The organism is Streptomyces sp. NPDC049687 (assembly GCF_044465285.1).
Taxonomy (GTDB): domain Bacteria; phylum Actinomycetota; class Actinomycetes; order Streptomycetales; family Streptomycetaceae; genus Streptomyces.
The window spans coordinates 182,686-198,013 of sequence record NZ_JBITLN010000011.1 but is presented as its reverse complement, the minus strand read 5'-3'; the positions used below and the strand labels follow the sequence as shown (position 1 = coordinate 198,013).

The 15,328-nt window shown below is 72.2% G+C and carries 14 protein-coding genes; 10 read left to right on the top strand and 4 right to left on the bottom strand.

Annotation, left to right across the window (positions count from 1 at the left end):
• Nucleotides 1-67: 67 nt before the first annotated feature.
• The 5 genes from ACIBVL_RS31060 to ACIBVL_RS31040 all read left to right on the top strand — a co-directional run bounded on the left by ACIBVL_RS31060 (nt 68) and on the right by ACIBVL_RS31040 (nt 4,577).
• A complete protein-coding gene (locus ACIBVL_RS31060) occupies nt 68-1,306 on the top strand; it encodes a MurT ligase domain-containing protein (protein ID WP_399102206.1) in 1,239 nt (412 codons plus the stop codon).
• Nucleotides 1,307-1,326: 20 nt separating this feature from the next.
• On the top strand, nt 1,327-2,055 hold the full coding sequence (locus ACIBVL_RS31055; RefSeq protein WP_399102204.1) for a type 1 glutamine amidotransferase: 729 nt from the start codon (nt 1,327-1,329) through the stop codon (nt 2,053-2,055).
• 191 nt (nt 2,056-2,246) lie between these two features.
• On the top strand, nt 2,247-3,272 hold the full coding sequence (locus ACIBVL_RS31050) for a 6-phosphofructokinase (RefSeq protein ID WP_399102202.1): 1,026 nt from the start codon (nt 2,247-2,249) through the stop codon (nt 3,270-3,272).
• Between the two features lie 102 nt (nt 3,273-3,374).
• The gene (locus ACIBVL_RS31045) at nt 3,375-4,325 is read left to right on the top strand and encodes a cytochrome c oxidase assembly protein (protein WP_399102200.1); all 951 of its coding nucleotides are present in this window, start codon (nt 3,375-3,377) and stop codon (nt 4,323-4,325) included.
• An 81-nt stretch (nt 4,326-4,406) separates the two neighbouring features.
• Nucleotides 4,407-4,577 (top strand): hypothetical protein, encoded by a 171-nt coding sequence (locus ACIBVL_RS31040; RefSeq protein ID WP_399102198.1) that lies wholly within the window; start codon nt 4,407-4,409, stop codon nt 4,575-4,577.
• Here ACIBVL_RS31040 and ACIBVL_RS31035 read toward each other — a convergent pair whose 3' ends face one another.
• From ACIBVL_RS31035 to ACIBVL_RS31020, 4 genes are read right to left on the bottom strand one after another with little or no spacing between them, the layout of a single operon-like run.
• Entirely contained in the window at nt 4,578-5,783 is a 1,206-nt protein-coding gene (locus ACIBVL_RS31035) for a sensor histidine kinase (protein WP_399102196.1), read from the bottom strand. It lies immediately after the preceding gene.
• The gene (locus ACIBVL_RS31030) at nt 5,780-7,510 is read right to left on the bottom strand and encodes a cation acetate symporter (RefSeq protein ID WP_399102193.1); all 1,731 of its coding nucleotides are present in this window, start codon (nt 7,508-7,510) and stop codon (nt 5,780-5,782) included. Before ACIBVL_RS31030 ends, ACIBVL_RS31035 begins: the two co-directional genes overlap by 4 nt.
• A complete protein-coding gene (locus ACIBVL_RS31025) occupies nt 7,507-7,905 on the bottom strand; it encodes a hypothetical protein (protein WP_399102191.1) in 399 nt (132 codons plus the stop codon). Before ACIBVL_RS31025 ends, ACIBVL_RS31030 begins: the two co-directional genes overlap by 4 nt.
• Nucleotides 7,906-7,907: 2 nt before the next feature.
• Nucleotides 7,908-8,657 (bottom strand): LytR/AlgR family response regulator transcription factor, encoded by a 750-nt coding sequence (locus ACIBVL_RS31020; protein WP_399102189.1) that lies wholly within the window; start codon nt 8,655-8,657, stop codon nt 7,908-7,910.
• Between the two features lie 78 nt (nt 8,658-8,735).
• Here ACIBVL_RS31020 and ACIBVL_RS31015 point away from each other — a divergent pair, with 78 nt between their 5' ends.
• From ACIBVL_RS31015 to ACIBVL_RS30995, 5 genes are all read left to right on the top strand, one after another.
• A complete protein-coding gene (locus tag ACIBVL_RS31015) occupies nt 8,736-9,248 on the top strand; it encodes an Lrp/AsnC family transcriptional regulator (protein ID WP_399102187.1) in 513 nt (170 codons plus the stop codon).
• A 75-nt stretch (nt 9,249-9,323) separates the two neighbouring features.
• Nucleotides 9,324-10,148, top strand: a complete 825-nt coding sequence (ddaH, locus tag ACIBVL_RS31010; RefSeq protein ID WP_399102185.1) for a dimethylargininase — start codon at nt 9,324-9,326, stop codon at nt 10,146-10,148.
• On the top strand, nt 10,145-11,371 hold the full coding sequence (rocD, locus tag ACIBVL_RS31005; RefSeq protein ID WP_399102183.1) for an ornithine--oxo-acid transaminase: 1,227 nt from the start codon (nt 10,145-10,147) through the stop codon (nt 11,369-11,371). The genes ddaH and rocD overlap by 4 nt, the downstream gene beginning before the upstream one ends.
• A gap of 102 nt (nt 11,372-11,473) precedes the next feature.
• Nucleotides 11,474-13,999: a SpoIIE family protein phosphatase gene (locus ACIBVL_RS31000; protein ID WP_399102181.1), complete on the top strand. Its 2,526-nt coding sequence runs from the start codon at nt 11,474-11,476 to the stop codon at nt 13,997-13,999.
• Nucleotides 14,000-14,086: 87 nt separating this feature from the next.
• The gene (locus tag ACIBVL_RS30995; protein ID WP_399102179.1) at nt 14,087-15,328 is read left to right on the top strand and encodes a PP2C family protein-serine/threonine phosphatase; all 1,242 of its coding nucleotides are present in this window, start codon (nt 14,087-14,089) and stop codon (nt 15,326-15,328) included.

Genomic DNA, 15,328 nt, shown 5'->3' with positions numbered 1-15,328 from the left:
GCTGACCACCTACCACGGTGCCGTCAGGCCATAGGCACGGCGGGTACGCAAGGAGGATCGAGAACTGATGGCAGGCAACTCGGACCCGCTCACGCCGCGGGCCAAGCTGGCCGTGACCGCCGGCAAGGCGGTCGCTGCGGCATCCCGCGCCGCCGGACGCGGCAGCGGTTCGGTGATCGGTGGCCGGGTGGCACTGAAACTCGACCCCGACCTGCTGGCCCGGCTCGCCCAGAACCTGGACGTCGTCCTCGTCTCGGCCACCAACGGCAAGACGACCACGACCCGGCTCATCGCGGAGGCGCTGCGAGCCGCCGGACCCGTGGTGTCCAACGCGCTCGGCGCCAACATGCCGGCGGGTATCACCTCCGCGCTCGCGGGCGGTTCGGACTCCAGATACGGCGTCATCGAGGTCGACGAGAAGTACCTCGCGGGCGTGGCCCGGGACACCGCGCCCAAGTGCATCGCCCTGCTCAACCTCTCCCGCGACCAGCTGGACCGCGCCGCCGAGACCCGGATGCTCGCGGAGAACTGGCGTGAGGGGCTGGCCGGTTCCAAGGCCGTCGTCGTCGCCAACGCGGACGACCCGCTGGTGGTGTGGGCCGCGTCCTCGTCCCCCAACGTGGTGTGGGTCGCCGCGGGGCAGATGTGGAAGGACGACGCCTGGTCGTGCCCGGCCTGCGGTGGCGTCATGCAGCGCCCCGGCGACGACTGGTTCTGCGGTGAGTGCGGGTTCCGGCGGCCGCAGCCGAGCTGGGCGCTCTCCGGGGACCACGTCATCGATCCGCACGGGTCCGCCTGGCCCATCCATCTGCAGCTGCCGGGACGTGCCAACAAGGCCAACGCCGCCTCCTCCGCCGCCGTCGCCGCCGTGTTCGGCGTGCCGCCGCAGGTCGCGCTGGAGCGGATGTACCAGGTGCAGGCCGTCGCCGGGCGGTACGACGTCGTCCAGTTCCAGGGCCGTGACCTGCGGCTGCTCCTCGCGAAGAACCCGGCCGGCTGGCTCGAGACGTTCAGCCTGATCGATCCTGCACCGGCACCGGTGATCCTCTCGGTCAACGCGCGCGGCGCCGACGGCACCGACACCTCCTGGCTGTGGGACGTGGACTACACGCGGCTGACCGGCCATCCGATCTTCGTCATCGGCGACCGCAAGCTGGACCTCGCGGTCCGGCTCGAGGTGGCGAACCAGCACTTCCAGGTGTGCGACAGCGTCGACCAGGCCGTCCAGCAGTGCCCGCCCGGCCGGATCGAGGTCATCGCGAACTACACCGCGTTCCAGGACCTGCGCCGCCGCGTCGGCAACTGACCACGAAGGACGACCACTTCATGAGCGACAACCAGCTGCGGATCGTCTGGGTCTACCCGGACCTGCTCAGCACCTACGGCGACCAGGGCAACGTCCTGGTCGTGGAGCGCCGGGCGCGGCAGCGCGGCCTCGACGTGGCCCGGCTCGACGTGCGCAGCGACCAGCCGATCCCGACCTCCGGCGACATCTATTTCATCGGCGGCGGCGAGGACCGGCCCCAGCGGCTCGCGGCGGAGCGGCTGCGCCGTGACGCGCATCTGTACCAGGCGGTGCAGAACGGTGCGATCGTGTTCGCGGTCTGTGCCGGCTACCAGATCCTGGGCCACGAGTTCGTCAACGACCTCGGTCAGCGCGAGCCGGGCCTCGGTCTGCTCGACGTCACCACGGTGCGCGGCGAGGGCGAGCGGTGCGTCGGCGACGTCCTCGCGGACATCGACCCCCGGCTCGGCCTGCCGCCCCTGACCGGCTTCGAGAACCACCAGGGCGTCACCCATCTCGGCCCGACCGCCCGCCCGCTGGCCCGCGTCCAGCTCGGCAAGGGCAACGGCACCGGCGACGGGACGGAAGGGGCGTACAACGACACCGTGTTCGGCACGTACATGCACGGTCCCGTGCTCGCCCGCAACCCTCTCATCGCGGACCTGCTGCTGAAGCTGGCGCTCGATGTGAACGCGCTCCCGCCGATCGACGACCGCTGGTACGAGGCGCTGCGCAACGAGCGGATCGCCTCGGCTCAGCAGCCCGCCTGAGCCGGGCCGTTCACCTGAATTTCAGACCACCGTCAGCAGCCCGTCTGACGGTGCGTCCGCGCAGGTGAGCGGGCACGTCCAGCAGGCGGACGCGCGCTACGGCCCCGCCCCCTCCTGCCGCTAGGGTGGCGGGGATCGAGCCGGACAATGTGGTCCGGATCCGGCCCTCGTGAAGAAGGTTGTTTCGGGCTATGCGCATTGGTGTCCTCACGTCCGGCGGCGACTGCCCCGGCCTGAACGCCGTCATCCGGTCCGTCGTGCACCGTGCCGTCGCCGACCACGGCGACGAGGTCATCGGCTTCCGGGACGGCTGGAAGGGCCTCCTGGAGTGCGACTACCTCAAGCTCGACCTCGACGCGGTGGGCGGCATCCTCGCCCGCGGCGGCACCATCCTCGGCTCCTCCCGGGTCCAGCCCTCGCAGCTGCGGGACGGCGTGCAGCGGGCCAGGGGCCATGTCGAGGAGCTCGGCCTCGACGCGATCATCCCGATCGGCGGTGAGGGCACCCTCAAGGCCGCCCGGCTGATGTCCGACGCCGGGCTGCCCATCGTGGGCGTGCCGAAGACCATCGACAACGACATCGCCGTCACCGACGTCACCTTCGGCTTCGACACGGCGGTGGGGGTCGCGACCGAGGCCCTCGACCGGCTGAAGACCACCGCCGAGTCGCACCAGCGGGTCCTCGTCGTCGAGGTCATGGGGCGGCACACCGGCTGGATAGCGCTGCAGTCCGGGATGGCGGCGGGCGCCCACGCCATCGTCGTACCGGAACGCCCCTTCGACATCGAGGAGCTGGCCCGGCGGGTCGGCGAGCGGTTCGAGGCGGGGAAGCGGTTCGCCATCGTCGTCGCCGCGGAGGGGGCGAAGCCTCGCCCCGGCACCATGGCCTTCGACGAGGGCGCCAAGGACATCTACGGGCACGAGCGGTTCGCCGGGATCGCGCGGCAGCTCTCCATCGAACTGGAGGATCGGCTGGGCAAGGAGGCTCGTCCGGTGATTCTCGGGCATGTGCAGCGGGGTGGTACGCCGACGGCCTACGACCGGGTGCTGGCGACTCGGTTCGGGTGGCATGCGGTGGAGGCCGTGCACCGGGGGGAGTTCGGGAAGATGACGGCTCTGCGCGGGACGGACATCGTGATGGTGCCGCTGGCGGAGGCCGTGGAGACGTTGAAGACGGTTCCGGCCGAGCGGTACGCCGAAGCGGAGTGCGTGCTGTAGCCGTCCGGCGGGAGCCCCCGGTGACAAGAGTCGCCGGGGGCTTCTCTACTCTTGTGGGCGGCAGGAAACGTACATCCCCCCACGAATCAGGAGCCGCCCACCATGGAGCACAGCGGGCACGGCGTGCCTATGGATCTGTTGCCGTTCACGCTGGGGCGGGGGCTTCAGTGGTCGGCGGATCCGTTCTTCCTCGTCGCCTGTCTGGTGGGGCTCGGGTTGTACGGCTGGGGGGTCGTGCGCCTGCGGCGGCGGGGTGACGCGTGGCCGGTCGGGCGGACCGTGTCGTACGTCGTCGGCGTGCTGACCGTGATGCTCATGATGTGCACCGCGCTGAACGACTACGGGATGGTCATGTTCAGCGTGCACATGGTGCAGCACATGGTCATCAGCATGCTGTCGCCGATCCTCGTCCTGCTCGGCGCGCCCGTCACGCTCGCGCTGCGCGCGCTGCCGGCCGCCGGCAGGGGGCGCAAGGGGCCCCGTGAGCTGCTGCTCATGCTGCTGCACAGTCGGTACATGCGGATCATCACGCATCCCGTGTTCACCATTCCGCTGTTCATCGCCTCTCTGTACGCGCTGTACTTCACCCCCCTCTTCGACTTCCTGATGGGCTCCAGGACCGGGCACATCGCGATGATGGTGCACTTCTTCGCCGTCGGTGTGGTGTTCTTCTGGCCGATCATCGGCGTGGACCCGGGGCCGCACCGGCCGGGGTATCTGCTGCGGATGCTGGAGCTGTTCGCCGGAATGCCGTTCCACGCGTTCTTCGGCATCGCGCTGATGATGGGGTCGGCGCCGATGGTGGAGACGTTCGAGAAGCCGCCCGCCTCGCTCGGCATCGACGCGCTCTCCGACCAGAACGCGGCCGGCGGCATCGCCTGGGCGTTCAGCGAGATCCCCTCGGTGCTGGTGCTGATCGCGCTGCTGTTCCAGTGGTACGGCTCCGAGCAGCGGCAGGCCAAGCGCAAGGACCGGGCCGCGGACCGGGACGGCGACAAGGAACTGGAGGCGTACAACGCCTATCTCGCGTCGCTCGACGCACGCGGGCGCTGAAACCGGGGCGCGAGGGACGAAGCCAGGGCACCATGGAGGTGGACCCGCCCGGCGGAGGGCGGCCCTGAGGAGGGTGTCGCGATGGCAGGTTCCACGGACAGTTCCACGAAGACCATGGGGGTGCTCACCATCGGCGGGCTGGTCGTGGTGACCGCCTACACGGTGGCGCTCGGCAGCAACGGCTGGCTCTGGTTCGGCTGGGTCGTGCTCGGGCTGATCACCCTCGCGATGGTCGTACTGAAGACCGGCTGATCAGCCGGGGGTGAGGCGGGCCGCCGAGTGGACACCCGGCTGGTACTTCGGGAGCCTCGCGGTGATCTTCATGCCCGCGCCCACGGCCGTCTCGATGACCAGACCGTAGTCGTCGCCGTACACCTGGCGGAGCCGGTCGTCGACGTTGGACAGGCCGATGCCGCCGGAGGGGCTGACCTCGCCGGCCAGGATGCGGCGCAGCAGTACCGGGTCCATGCCGGCGCCGTCGTCCTCGATGACGACCAGAGCCTCGGCGCCCGCGTCCTGGGCGGTGATCTGGATATGGCATTTGTCCGTCTTGCCTTCCAGTCCGTGCTTCACGGCGTTCTCGACCAGGGGCTGGAGGCAGAGGAAGGGCAGAGCCACCGGAAGGACCTCCGGGGCGATCTGCAGCGTCACGGCGAGCCGGTCGCCGAAGCGGGCCCGGACCAGGGCCAGGTAGTGGTCGATGGCGTGGAGCTCGTCGGCCAGGGTGGTGAAGTCGCCGTGCCGGCGGAACGAGTAGCGGGTGAAGTCGGCGAACTCCAGCAGCAGCTCGCGGGCGCGTTCGGGGTCGGTGCGGACGAAGGACGCGATCACGGCGAGCGAGTTGAACACGAAGTGCGGGGAGATCTGGGCGCGCAACGCCTTGATCTCCGCCTCGATCAGTTTCGTACGGGACTGGTCGAGATCCGCCAGCTCCAGCTGGACGCTGACCCAGCGGGCCACCTCCCCCGCCGCCCGGACCAGCACGGCGGACTCGCGGGGCGCGCAGGCGACGAGCGTGCCGTGCACCCGGTCGTCGACGGTGAGCGGGGCGACCACCGCCCAGCGGACCGGGCAGTCGGCGTGGCCGCAGCCGAGGCGGAAGGCCTCGCCGCGGCCGCTCTCCACAGGCCCGGCCAGGCGTTCCATGATCTCGGCGCGGTGGTGTGAGCCCACTCCGTCCCAGGCCAGCACCTCCTTGTGGTCGGTCAGGCAGAGCGCCTCCGTGCCGAGCAGGGTGCGCAGTCGGCGGGCGGACTTGCGGGCGGTCTCCTCGGTGAGGCCCGCGCGCAGAGGGGGTGCGGCCAGGGAGGCGGTGTGGAGGGTCTGGAAGGTGGCGTGCTCGACGGGCGTGCCGAGGCCGCCCAGGTTCTCGGGGCGTGCGGTGCGCCGGCCCAGCCAGAAGCCGACCGCGAGGAAGGGGAGGATCGCTATGCACAGGCCCGCCAGGAAACCGCTCATGCCTTCGCCTCCGTCGCCCTCAGTTCCTCCGTGCGCAGTTCCTCCGGCAGGTGGAAGCGGGCCAGGATCGCCGCCGTACCGGCCGGGACGCGGTGCGGGGTGGCCAGGGACACCAGGATCATGGTGAGGAAGCCCAGCGGTACGGACCACAGCGCGGGCCAGGCGAGCAGCGCGTGCAGCCGGCCCGTGCCCGGCAGGCCCGCCATCGTCGCGGCGACGGCCACGAACGCCGAGCCGCCGCCCACCACCATCCCGGCGGCCGCCCCGGGCGGGGTCAGCCGGCGCCACCAGATGCCGAGGACGAGCAGTGGGCAGAAGGAGGAGGCCGACACCGCGAAGGCGAGGCCCACCGCGTCGGCCACCGGCAGCCCTCCTACCAACAGGCTCGCGGCCAGCGGTACGGCCATGGCGAGGCCGGTGCCCAGCCGGAAGTGCCGCACGCCCCGGGTCGGCAGGACGTCCTGGGTGAGGACGCCCGCCACGGCCATCGTCAGTCCGGACGCCGTGGACAGGAACGCGGCGAAGGCACCTCCGGCGACCAGCGCGCCCAGCAGGTCGCCGCCGAGGCCGCCGATCATCCGCTCGGGCAGCAGCAGGACGGCCGCGTCGGCGTCTGCGGTGAGGGCGAGCTCGGGTGCGTACAGGCGGCCGAGGGCACCGTAGACGGGCGGCAGGAGGTAGAAGGCGCCGATCATGGCGAGGACGGCGACCGTGGTGCGGCGGGCGGCGACTCCGTGCGGGCTGGTGTAGAAGCGGACGACGACGTGCGGCAGGCCCATGGTGCCGAGGAAGGTGGCGAGGATCAGGCCGTACGTGGCGTACAGCGGGCGCTCCTCGCGGCCGGCGGCGAGAGAGCTCGACATACCGCCGTTGCTGCCGCGCTCGACGGTGGGGACGGGCGTGCCCCGGGCGAAGGTGAGGCGGGTGCCCTGGCCGATGTGGTGGGTGCCGGCGGGAAGGCGGAGAACGGTGTCCTCGTGCCGGCGGCCGTCGACCGTGCCGTCCACGGTAACCGTCAGGGGGCGGTCCAGCCTGAGGTCGAGGGTGTCGTCCACGCGGACCGTCCGCTGCTCGCGGAAGGCGGCCGGCTCGTCGAAGGCGTGCCGGGGGGCTCCGTCGCCCTGCCAGGCCAGGACCAGGAAGAGGGCGGGGACGAGGAGAGCGGTCAGCTTGAGCCAGTACTGGAAGGCCTGGACGAAGGTGATGCTGCGCATGCCGCCCGCCGCGACGGTCGCGGTGACGACGACGGCGACGATCACCCCGCCGAGGGAGTCCGGCGCGCCGGTGAGGACCGCCAGCGTCAGCCCGGCGCCCTGGAGTTGGGGCAGCAGGTACAGCCAGCCGACGCCGACGACAAGGGCGCCCGCGAGCCGTCGTACCGCGTGGGAGGCGAGGCGGGCCTCGGCGAAGTCGGGCAGGGTGTAGGCGCCGGAGCGGCGCAGAGGGGCGGCGACGAAGACGAGCAGGACCAGGTAACCGGCGGTGTAGCCGACCGGGTACCAGAGCATGTCGGGGCCCTGGATCAGAACCAGGCCGGCGATGCCCAGGAAGGAGGCACCGGAGAGGTACTCGCCGCTGATGGCGGCCGCGTTGAGGCGGGGGCCGACGGTGCGGGAGGCGACGTAGAAGTCGGAGGTGGTGCGGGAGACGCGCAGACCGAAGGCGCCGACGAGGACGGTCGCCACGACCACGAGGGCGACGGCGGGGACGGCGTAGGCCGAGTTCATCGGTCCTCTACGAGGCGCACGAAGTCCCGTTCGTTGCGTTCCGCGCGGCGCACGTACCAGCGGGCGAGCAGGACGAGCGGGAGGTAGAGGCAGAAGCCGAGGACCGCCCACTCCAGGCGGTGGGCGTCGGGCATCGCGGCGAAGAGGAGGGGCAGAGGGCCGACGAGCAGGGCCAGGACGGCGAACACCGCGAGTCCCGCCCGGAGTTGCGAGCGCATGAGGGAGCGCACATAGGTGTGGCCGAGGGTGGTCTGCTCGTCGATCTCGGTGCGCGGGCGGTAGTGGCCCGAGCCATGGGGGTACCGCCCGCGCGAGCGAAGCCGGGCGTGGGGGAGGGTGCGGCGGGGCGGGCCGGTGACGACGACCCGCCGTTCGGCGGGGTCCTGGTTCGGCACGGTCAGGGCCTCCTCATCAGCAGGTCCCGCAGTTCCCGCGCGTGGCGGCGGCTCACCTGGAGTTCCTCGCCGCCGACCAGGACGCTCACCGTCCCGGCGTCGAGACGGAGCTCTCCTATGTGGCGCAGGGCGACGAGGTGGCGGCGGTGGATGCGGACGAAGCCCCGGGCACGCCAGCGCTCCTCCAGGGTGGAGAGCGGGATGCGGACGAGGTGGCTGCCGCGGTCGGTGTGCAGGCGGGCGTAGTCGCCCCGGGCTTCGACGTGGGTGATGTCGTCGACGGCGACGAACCGGGTCACGCCGCCGAGTTCGACGGCTATGTGGTCGGGGTCGGGCTCGTGCACGGGGATGCGGGGCGCGGTGCCGCGCAGTTCGGCGGCGCGGCGGACGGCCTCGGCGAGGCGTTCCTTGCGGACGGGCTTGAGGACGTAGTCCACGGCCTTGAGGTCGAAGGCCTGGACGGCGAAGTCCTCGTGGGCGGTGACGAACACGACGAGCGGCGGCCTGGCGAAGCCGGTGAGGAGGCGGGCCAGGTCGAGGCCGTCGAGGCCCGGCATCTGGATGTCGAGGAAGACGACGTCGATGGCCTCCGGCCCGTCGGGGCCGGATTCCAGGGCCCGGTTGATGCGGCGCAGCGCCTCGGTCGCGTCCCCGGCGCCCTCCACGGTGCCGATGCGTGGATCGGCGCTCAGCAGGTACAACAGTTCCTCGAGCGAGGGGCGTTCGTCGTCGACGGCGAGGGCGCGCAGCATGAAGGTGGAGTGTAGGGGCGATCGGCACGGCTGGACATGTGCCGGGGTGCGGACGTATCCGCTGGATACAGTGCCCGCATGAACAGCGGCACTGCCTCTTTCGACGAGCTCGACCGGAAGATCGTCACCGCTTTGATGGCGAACGCCAGGACCAGCTTCGCGGAGATCGGGACGGCGATCGGCCTGTCGGCGACGGCGGTCAAGCGCCGGGTGGACCGGCTGCGGGACACCGGGGTGATCACGGGGTTCACGGCGACGGTGAAGCCGTCGGCGCTGGGCTGGCGTACCGAGGCGTATGTGGAGGTGTACTGCGAGGGGGCCGCTCCGCCGCGGCGGCTGGCGGAGGTGGTGCGCAACCATCCGGAGATCACCGCGGCGATGACCGTGACGGGCGGGGCCGACGCGCTGCTGCATGTGCGGGCGCGGGACGTGGAGCACTTCGAGGAGGTGCTGGAGCGGATCAGGGTCGAGCCGTTCATCCGGAAGACGATCAGCGTGATGGTGCTGTCGCATCTGCTGCCGGAGAGCCCGGAGGCGGGTGCCACACATGCGGCGCCCGATGACGCAGCGAACGTGCGTCGGGAAGCCTGACTACGCAACAACCCTGCGTGAACACGCAGCGTTCGTTCCTTGTAGCGCTCCGCTGTCGCTTCTTACCGTGGAGGCATGCCCGAGAGTGTGACCACCGGCCGTGCCCCGCGCGCCCGGCGCTTCCTCGTCTGTGAACCCAGACACTTCGCTGTGCGGTACGCGATCAATCCCTGGATGCATCCCGACACCCGGGTGGACGTCGATCTGGCCCGGGAGCAGTGGCGGTCACTGATCCAGGCCTACCGCGCCCACGGCCACGCGGTGGACACCGTCGATCCGGTGCCCGGCCTCCCCGACATGGTCTTCGCCGCGAACTCGGCGGTCGTCGTCGGCGGCCGCGTCTTCGGCTCCCTCTTCCACGCGCCCGAGCGGCGCCCCGAGTCCGGCCACTACGACACCTGGTTCAAGGCGGCGGGCTACGACGTCCACCGGCCCGAGTCGGTGTGCGAGGGCGAGGGCGACCTCGTCTGGACGGGGCGGTACGTGCTGGCCGGCACCGGCTTCCGCACCACCCGTGAGGCACACCGCGAGGTGCAGGAGTTCTTCGGCCATCCGGTGGTCAGCCTGACGCTGGTGGACCCGTACTTCTACCACCTGGACACCGCGCTGTTCGTCCTGGACGACGACAACGTCTGCTACTACCCGGAGGCGTTCTCGCCCGGCAGCCGCGAGGTGCTCGCCCGGCTGTATCCGGACGCCGTGCGGGCCACCCGCGACGACGCGCTGGCGTTCGGTCTGAACTCCGTCTCCGACGGCAGGCATGTCTTCATCGCGCCGCAGGCCGAGGCGCTCGCCGCCCGGCTCGGCGAGCACGGCTACCTCCCCGTCCCCGTCGACCTGTCCGAGCTGCACAAGGCCGGCGGTGGCATCAAGTGCTGCACTCAGGAGATCCGCTCATGACCGCGCCCGCACGCACACGTACCTCCACCGACCTGATCCGCGCCGAGGAGCTGGTCCTCGCGCACAACTACCACCCGCTGCCCGTGGTCGTCGCGCGCGCCGAGGGCACCTGGGTGGAGGACGTCGAGGGCCGCCGCTATCTCGACATGCTGGCCGGCTACTCGGCCCTCAACTTCGGGCACCGCCATCCGCTGCTGATCGAGGCGGCGCACCGCCAGCTCGACCGGCTCACGCTCACCTCCCGCGCCTTCCACAACGACCGGCTCGCCGAGTTCGCCGAGCGGCTCGCGGGGTTGACGGGGCTGGACATGGTGCTGCCGATGAACACGGGCGCGGAGGCGGTCGAGAGCGGCATCAAGGTGGCCCGGAAATGGGCCTACGAGGTGAAGGGCGTTCCCACCGACCGGGCGACGATCGTGGTCGCGGCGGACAACTTCCACGGCCGTACGACGACGATCGTGAGCTTCTCCACGGACGAGACGGCGCGCTCGGGCTTCGGCCCCTTCACGCCGGGCTTCCGGATCGTCCCGTACAACGACCTGGCGGCGCTGGAGGCGGCGGTCGACGAGACCACGGCCGCGGTGCTGATCGAGCCGATCCAGGGGGAGGCGGGGGTCGTCATCCCCGACGACGGCTATCTGGCCGGGGTGCGCGAGCTGACCCGCCGGGCGAACTGCCTGTTCATCGCCGACGAGATCCAGTCCGGCCTGGGGCGGACCGGCCGGACGCTGGCCGTGGAGCACGAGGGCGTCGTCCCCGACGTCCTGCTGCTCGGCAAGGCGCTCGGCGGGGGGATCGTGCCGGTCTCGGCGGTGGTGGCGCGGCGCGAGGTGCTGTCCGTGCTCAGGCCGGGTGAGCACGGGTCGACGTTCGGCGGCAATCCGCTGGCGGCGGCCGTCGGCACGGCGGTGGTGGAACTGCTGGAGACGGGCGAGTTCCAGCAGCGGGCGGCGGAGCTGGGAAGTGTCCTGCGGGACGGTCTGGCCGGACTGGTCGGCAAGGGCGTCGTCGGTTTCCGCGCCCGGGGCCTGTGGGCGGGCGTCGACATCGACCCGGCCCTCGGCACCGGCCGGGAGGTGAGCGAGCGCCTCATGCGGGAGGGCGTCCTGGTCAAGGACACCCACGGCTCCACCATTCGGCTGGCACCACCGCTGACGATCACCGGCGAGGAACTGCGCTCGGCGCTGGCCGTGTTGGAGACGGTGCTGGGGCAGGGGGCCTGAGGAGGGACGGGCTCCCGGCTGGCTCGGTCGCTGTCGTGCAGGCAGGGTGATGATTGAGTCAGGAGGTGGTAGACCACTCTCAGCGCGACAGAGAGGTCGACCGTGGGCACATACGACGTGGACGACGTTGCCCGCCGGCGCTTCGACGTGGCGGACGCCGCGCCCCTGCTGCTCGACGGCCGGGGGGTGGTGACGAGCTGGACCAGGGACGCCGAGCGGCTGCTGGGGTATGCGGCGGCCGAGGCGGTGGGCAAGGACCTGGCCGGGCTGGTGACCCACGGGGACGCCGGCCGGCTGCCGGACATCCTGGAGCGGTGCCGCCGTGACGGCGGCTGGAGCGGGCTGCTGTCCGCCCGGCGCCAGGACGGCCGGCCCGTCCCGGTCATGGCCCGGATGACCTCCGCCGACGAGCCGGGCGGCACCGCCCGCTGGCTGGTGCTGCTGAACGAGATGGGCGACGCGCCGGGCTGGACCATGAGCCGCTCCTCGCTGGAGCAGATCGTGACCGGCTCCCCGATCGGCATCGCGATCGTGGACACCGACCTGCGGTACGTGTGGTCCAACGAGGCCCTCGCCCGGTTCGGCGGCGGCCGGCCCGAGGAACGGCTGGGGCTGCGGATGGCGGACGTCCAGCCGGGCCTGGACGCCGAGGCCGCCGAGGCGCAGATGCGGTGGGTGCTGGAGAGCGGCGAAACCGTGGTCGGCTACGAGCACCTGGGACGGGTACGGGCCGCTCCGCACCGGGAGACGGCGCACATGCTGTCGTTCACCCGGCTCGACGACGACCACGGCAATCCGATGGGCGTCTACTACACGGTCGTCGACATCACCGACCGCCACCGCGCCCGCCAGCGGCTCGCCCTGCTGGACCGGGCCGGCCGGCGGATCGGCCGCAGCCTGGACATCGCCCGCACCGCCCAGGAACTGGCCGACGTGGCCGCCCCCGGCTTCGCCGACGCGGTCGCCGTGGACCTTCTGGAGCCGGTCCTGCGAGGCGCGGAGCCCACCGTGGGCGCGGAGCCGGGGAGCCCGCGCGACTCGGTGCCGCTGCGGCGGGCGGGGCTGAGGATCACCGGGAGCCCGTACCGCGCGGGCCACGCCCAAGGTGCCGAGGACGCCGGCCAGGCCGAGGATGGCGACGAGGTCGGCGCCGCCGGTCCGCCCGGCGGCGCCCCCGCCGTCGTCCACCCGGCCGGTTCGCCCCCCGTCACCTGTCTGCTCACCGGGCGTCCCTGGCGGGCCGAGCGGCTCGACCCGGTGGCCGAGGAGTGGCTGCGGGGCATGCCGACGGAGCCGGAACCCGTCCCGGCACCCGCGTCCGTCTCCGCCCCCGATCCGGTCAGTGTGCTGATCGTGCCCGTGCGGGCGCGGGGCGTCACGCTGGGGATCGCCACGTTTGTGCGACGGCGCCGGCGGGAGGCGTTCGACGGCGACGACCTGGCGCTCGCCGAGGACCTCGTCTCGCGGGCGGCCGTCTGTGTGGACAACGCCCGCCGCTACACCCGTGAGCGGGACGCGGCGCTGGTGCTCCAGCGCAACCTGCTCCCCCGCAGGCTGCCCGAGCAGGACGCCGTCGAGGTGGCCGCCTGCTACCGCCCGGCCGACGAGCTGACCGGCCTCGGCGGCGACTGGTACGACCTGATCCCGCTGTCGGCGGCCCGGGTGGCGCTCGTGGTGGGCGAGGTGCCCGGGCACGGCATCGACGCCGCCGCGGCCATGGGGCGCGTACGGACCGCGGTGCGCACCCTCGCCGCCCTGGACCTGCGGCCCGACGAGGTCCTCGCCCACCTCGACGACCTGGTCGCCCGGATGTCCCGCGAGGAAGAGGACCTGGAGGCCGGCAGGCAGGCGGGGGCCGGATGCGTGTACGTCGTCTACGACCCCGTCGACGGCCGGTGTGCCATGGCCGCCGCCGGACACCCGGCCCCGGCGATCGTGCTGCCCGACGGGAACGTCAGGTTCGTGGACCTCCCGCAGGGGCCGCCGCTCGGCGCCGGCGGGCCGCCGTTCGAGTCGGCGGAGGTGGTGCTGCCGGAGGGCAGCACGCTGGCGCTGCACACCGACGGTCTGCTGGCCCATGGCGAGGAGTGGGCGCTGGACACCGACCGGACCCGGCTGCGGCAGGCCCTGGAGCGGCGGGCGGACAGCCTGGACCTGCGCTGCCAGGCCGTGATCGACGCGCTCGTGCCGGCCCGCCCGCACGACGACGTGGCCCTGCTGATGGCTCGCACCCGCCGGCTGTCCCCGGACCGGGTCGCCGAGTGGGAGCTGCCCGCCGACCCGGCCGCGGTCGCCGAGGCACGCAAGACGGCGAGCCGCCGACTGGCGCAGTGGGGTCTCGCGGAGCTGTCGTTCACCACCGAGCTGGTGGTCAGCGAGCTGGTCACCAACGCCATCCGGTACGCCACCGGTCCCATCCGGCTACGGCTCGTCCTTGAGCGCACCCTGGTCTGCGAGGTCTTCGACGGCGGCGCCACCGCACCCCATCTGCGCCACCCGCGCACCACGGACGAGGGCGGCCGCGGCCTGCTGCTGGTCTCCCAGGTCACACAGCGCTGGGGTACCCGCTTCCTCCCCGAGGGGAAGATCATCTGGGCCGAGCAGCCCCTCGCCGCCCCCAGGGTCTGACACCCGGACCGGCATATCTCGCCTCACGTGAGAAAATTACGCAAAACCGGTGGATGTGGTGCGGTACCGGCGGATGGGGCAGGAGCCATGAACGACACGGCGATCGACTACGCGGCGGTGTTCCAGGCCCTGCCCGGCATGGTGGCGCTCCTGACGCCCGGACTGGTGTACGCGGACGCCAACGAGGAGTTCCTCCGCGTCGCCCAGCGGGGGCGGGAGCAGATCATCGGCCGGCATCTCTTCGACGTCTTCCCGGACAACCCCAACGACCCGGGCGCGAGCGGGGCCCGCAACCTGGAGGCGTCGCTGCGCCGGGTACTGGCCACCGGTGAACGCGACACGATGGCCCTGCAGCGCTACGACGTCGAGGACTCCGAGCACCCCGGGGAGTGGGAGGAGCGCTACTGGAGCCCGGTCAACGCCCCCGTGTTCGGGCCGGACGGGTCGGTGGTGCTCCTGGCTCACCGCGTCGAGGAGGTCACCGAGCTGATCCGGGCCCGCGGCGGCCGGAGCACGGACCGCCACGGGAGCCGGTCCAGGGTGCTGGAGGCCGAGCTGTACACACGCGCCCGTGAGCTGCAGGAACTCAATGAGCGCCTGCGTCTGGCGCACGCCCGTGAGCGCGAGGTGGCCCTCGCCCTGCAGAAGGCGATGCTGCCCGCCCGCCGCCAGGTCGGCCACTACCAGGCGGCCGTGCGCTACCGGCCGGCGGTCGGATCGCTGAACGTCTGCGGGGACTGGTACGACCTGGTCGACCTGGTCGGCGGCAACCGCATCGGCGTGTCGGTCGGCGACGTCGTGGGGCACGGACTGGAGGCCGCCGGGGTGATGGGCCAGCTGCGCAGCGCGCTGAGCGCCGCCTCACGGGTGGCGGAGGGCCCCGCCGAGGCCCTGAACGTCCTCGGGCGGTACGCGCATGTCGTGGACGGCGCCGAGTCGGCGACCGCGGTCACCACGTTCATCGACTGCGACCGCCACACCATCACCTACAGCAGCGCCGGCCACCCCCCGCCGATGCTCGTGCACCCGCACGGCCACGTGGAGTTCCTGGACCGGGCCACCGATCCGCCGCTCGACGCCCGCCCCGACCCGTCGCCCCGGCCTCAGGCGTGCACCACCTACGGCGACGGCGCCACCCTCGCCCTGTACACCGACGGCCTGGTGGAACGGCGGCAGGAGGACATCGACAAGGGCCTGACGCGTCTCGCCGAGGCCCTCGCCCGGCACCGGGACGCCGATCCGGAGACCCTGGCCGACTCCGTCCTGCTGGAACTGCTGCCGCCCGGGGGTGCGACCGACGACACGGCGCTGGTGGTGGTGCGGCTGTGA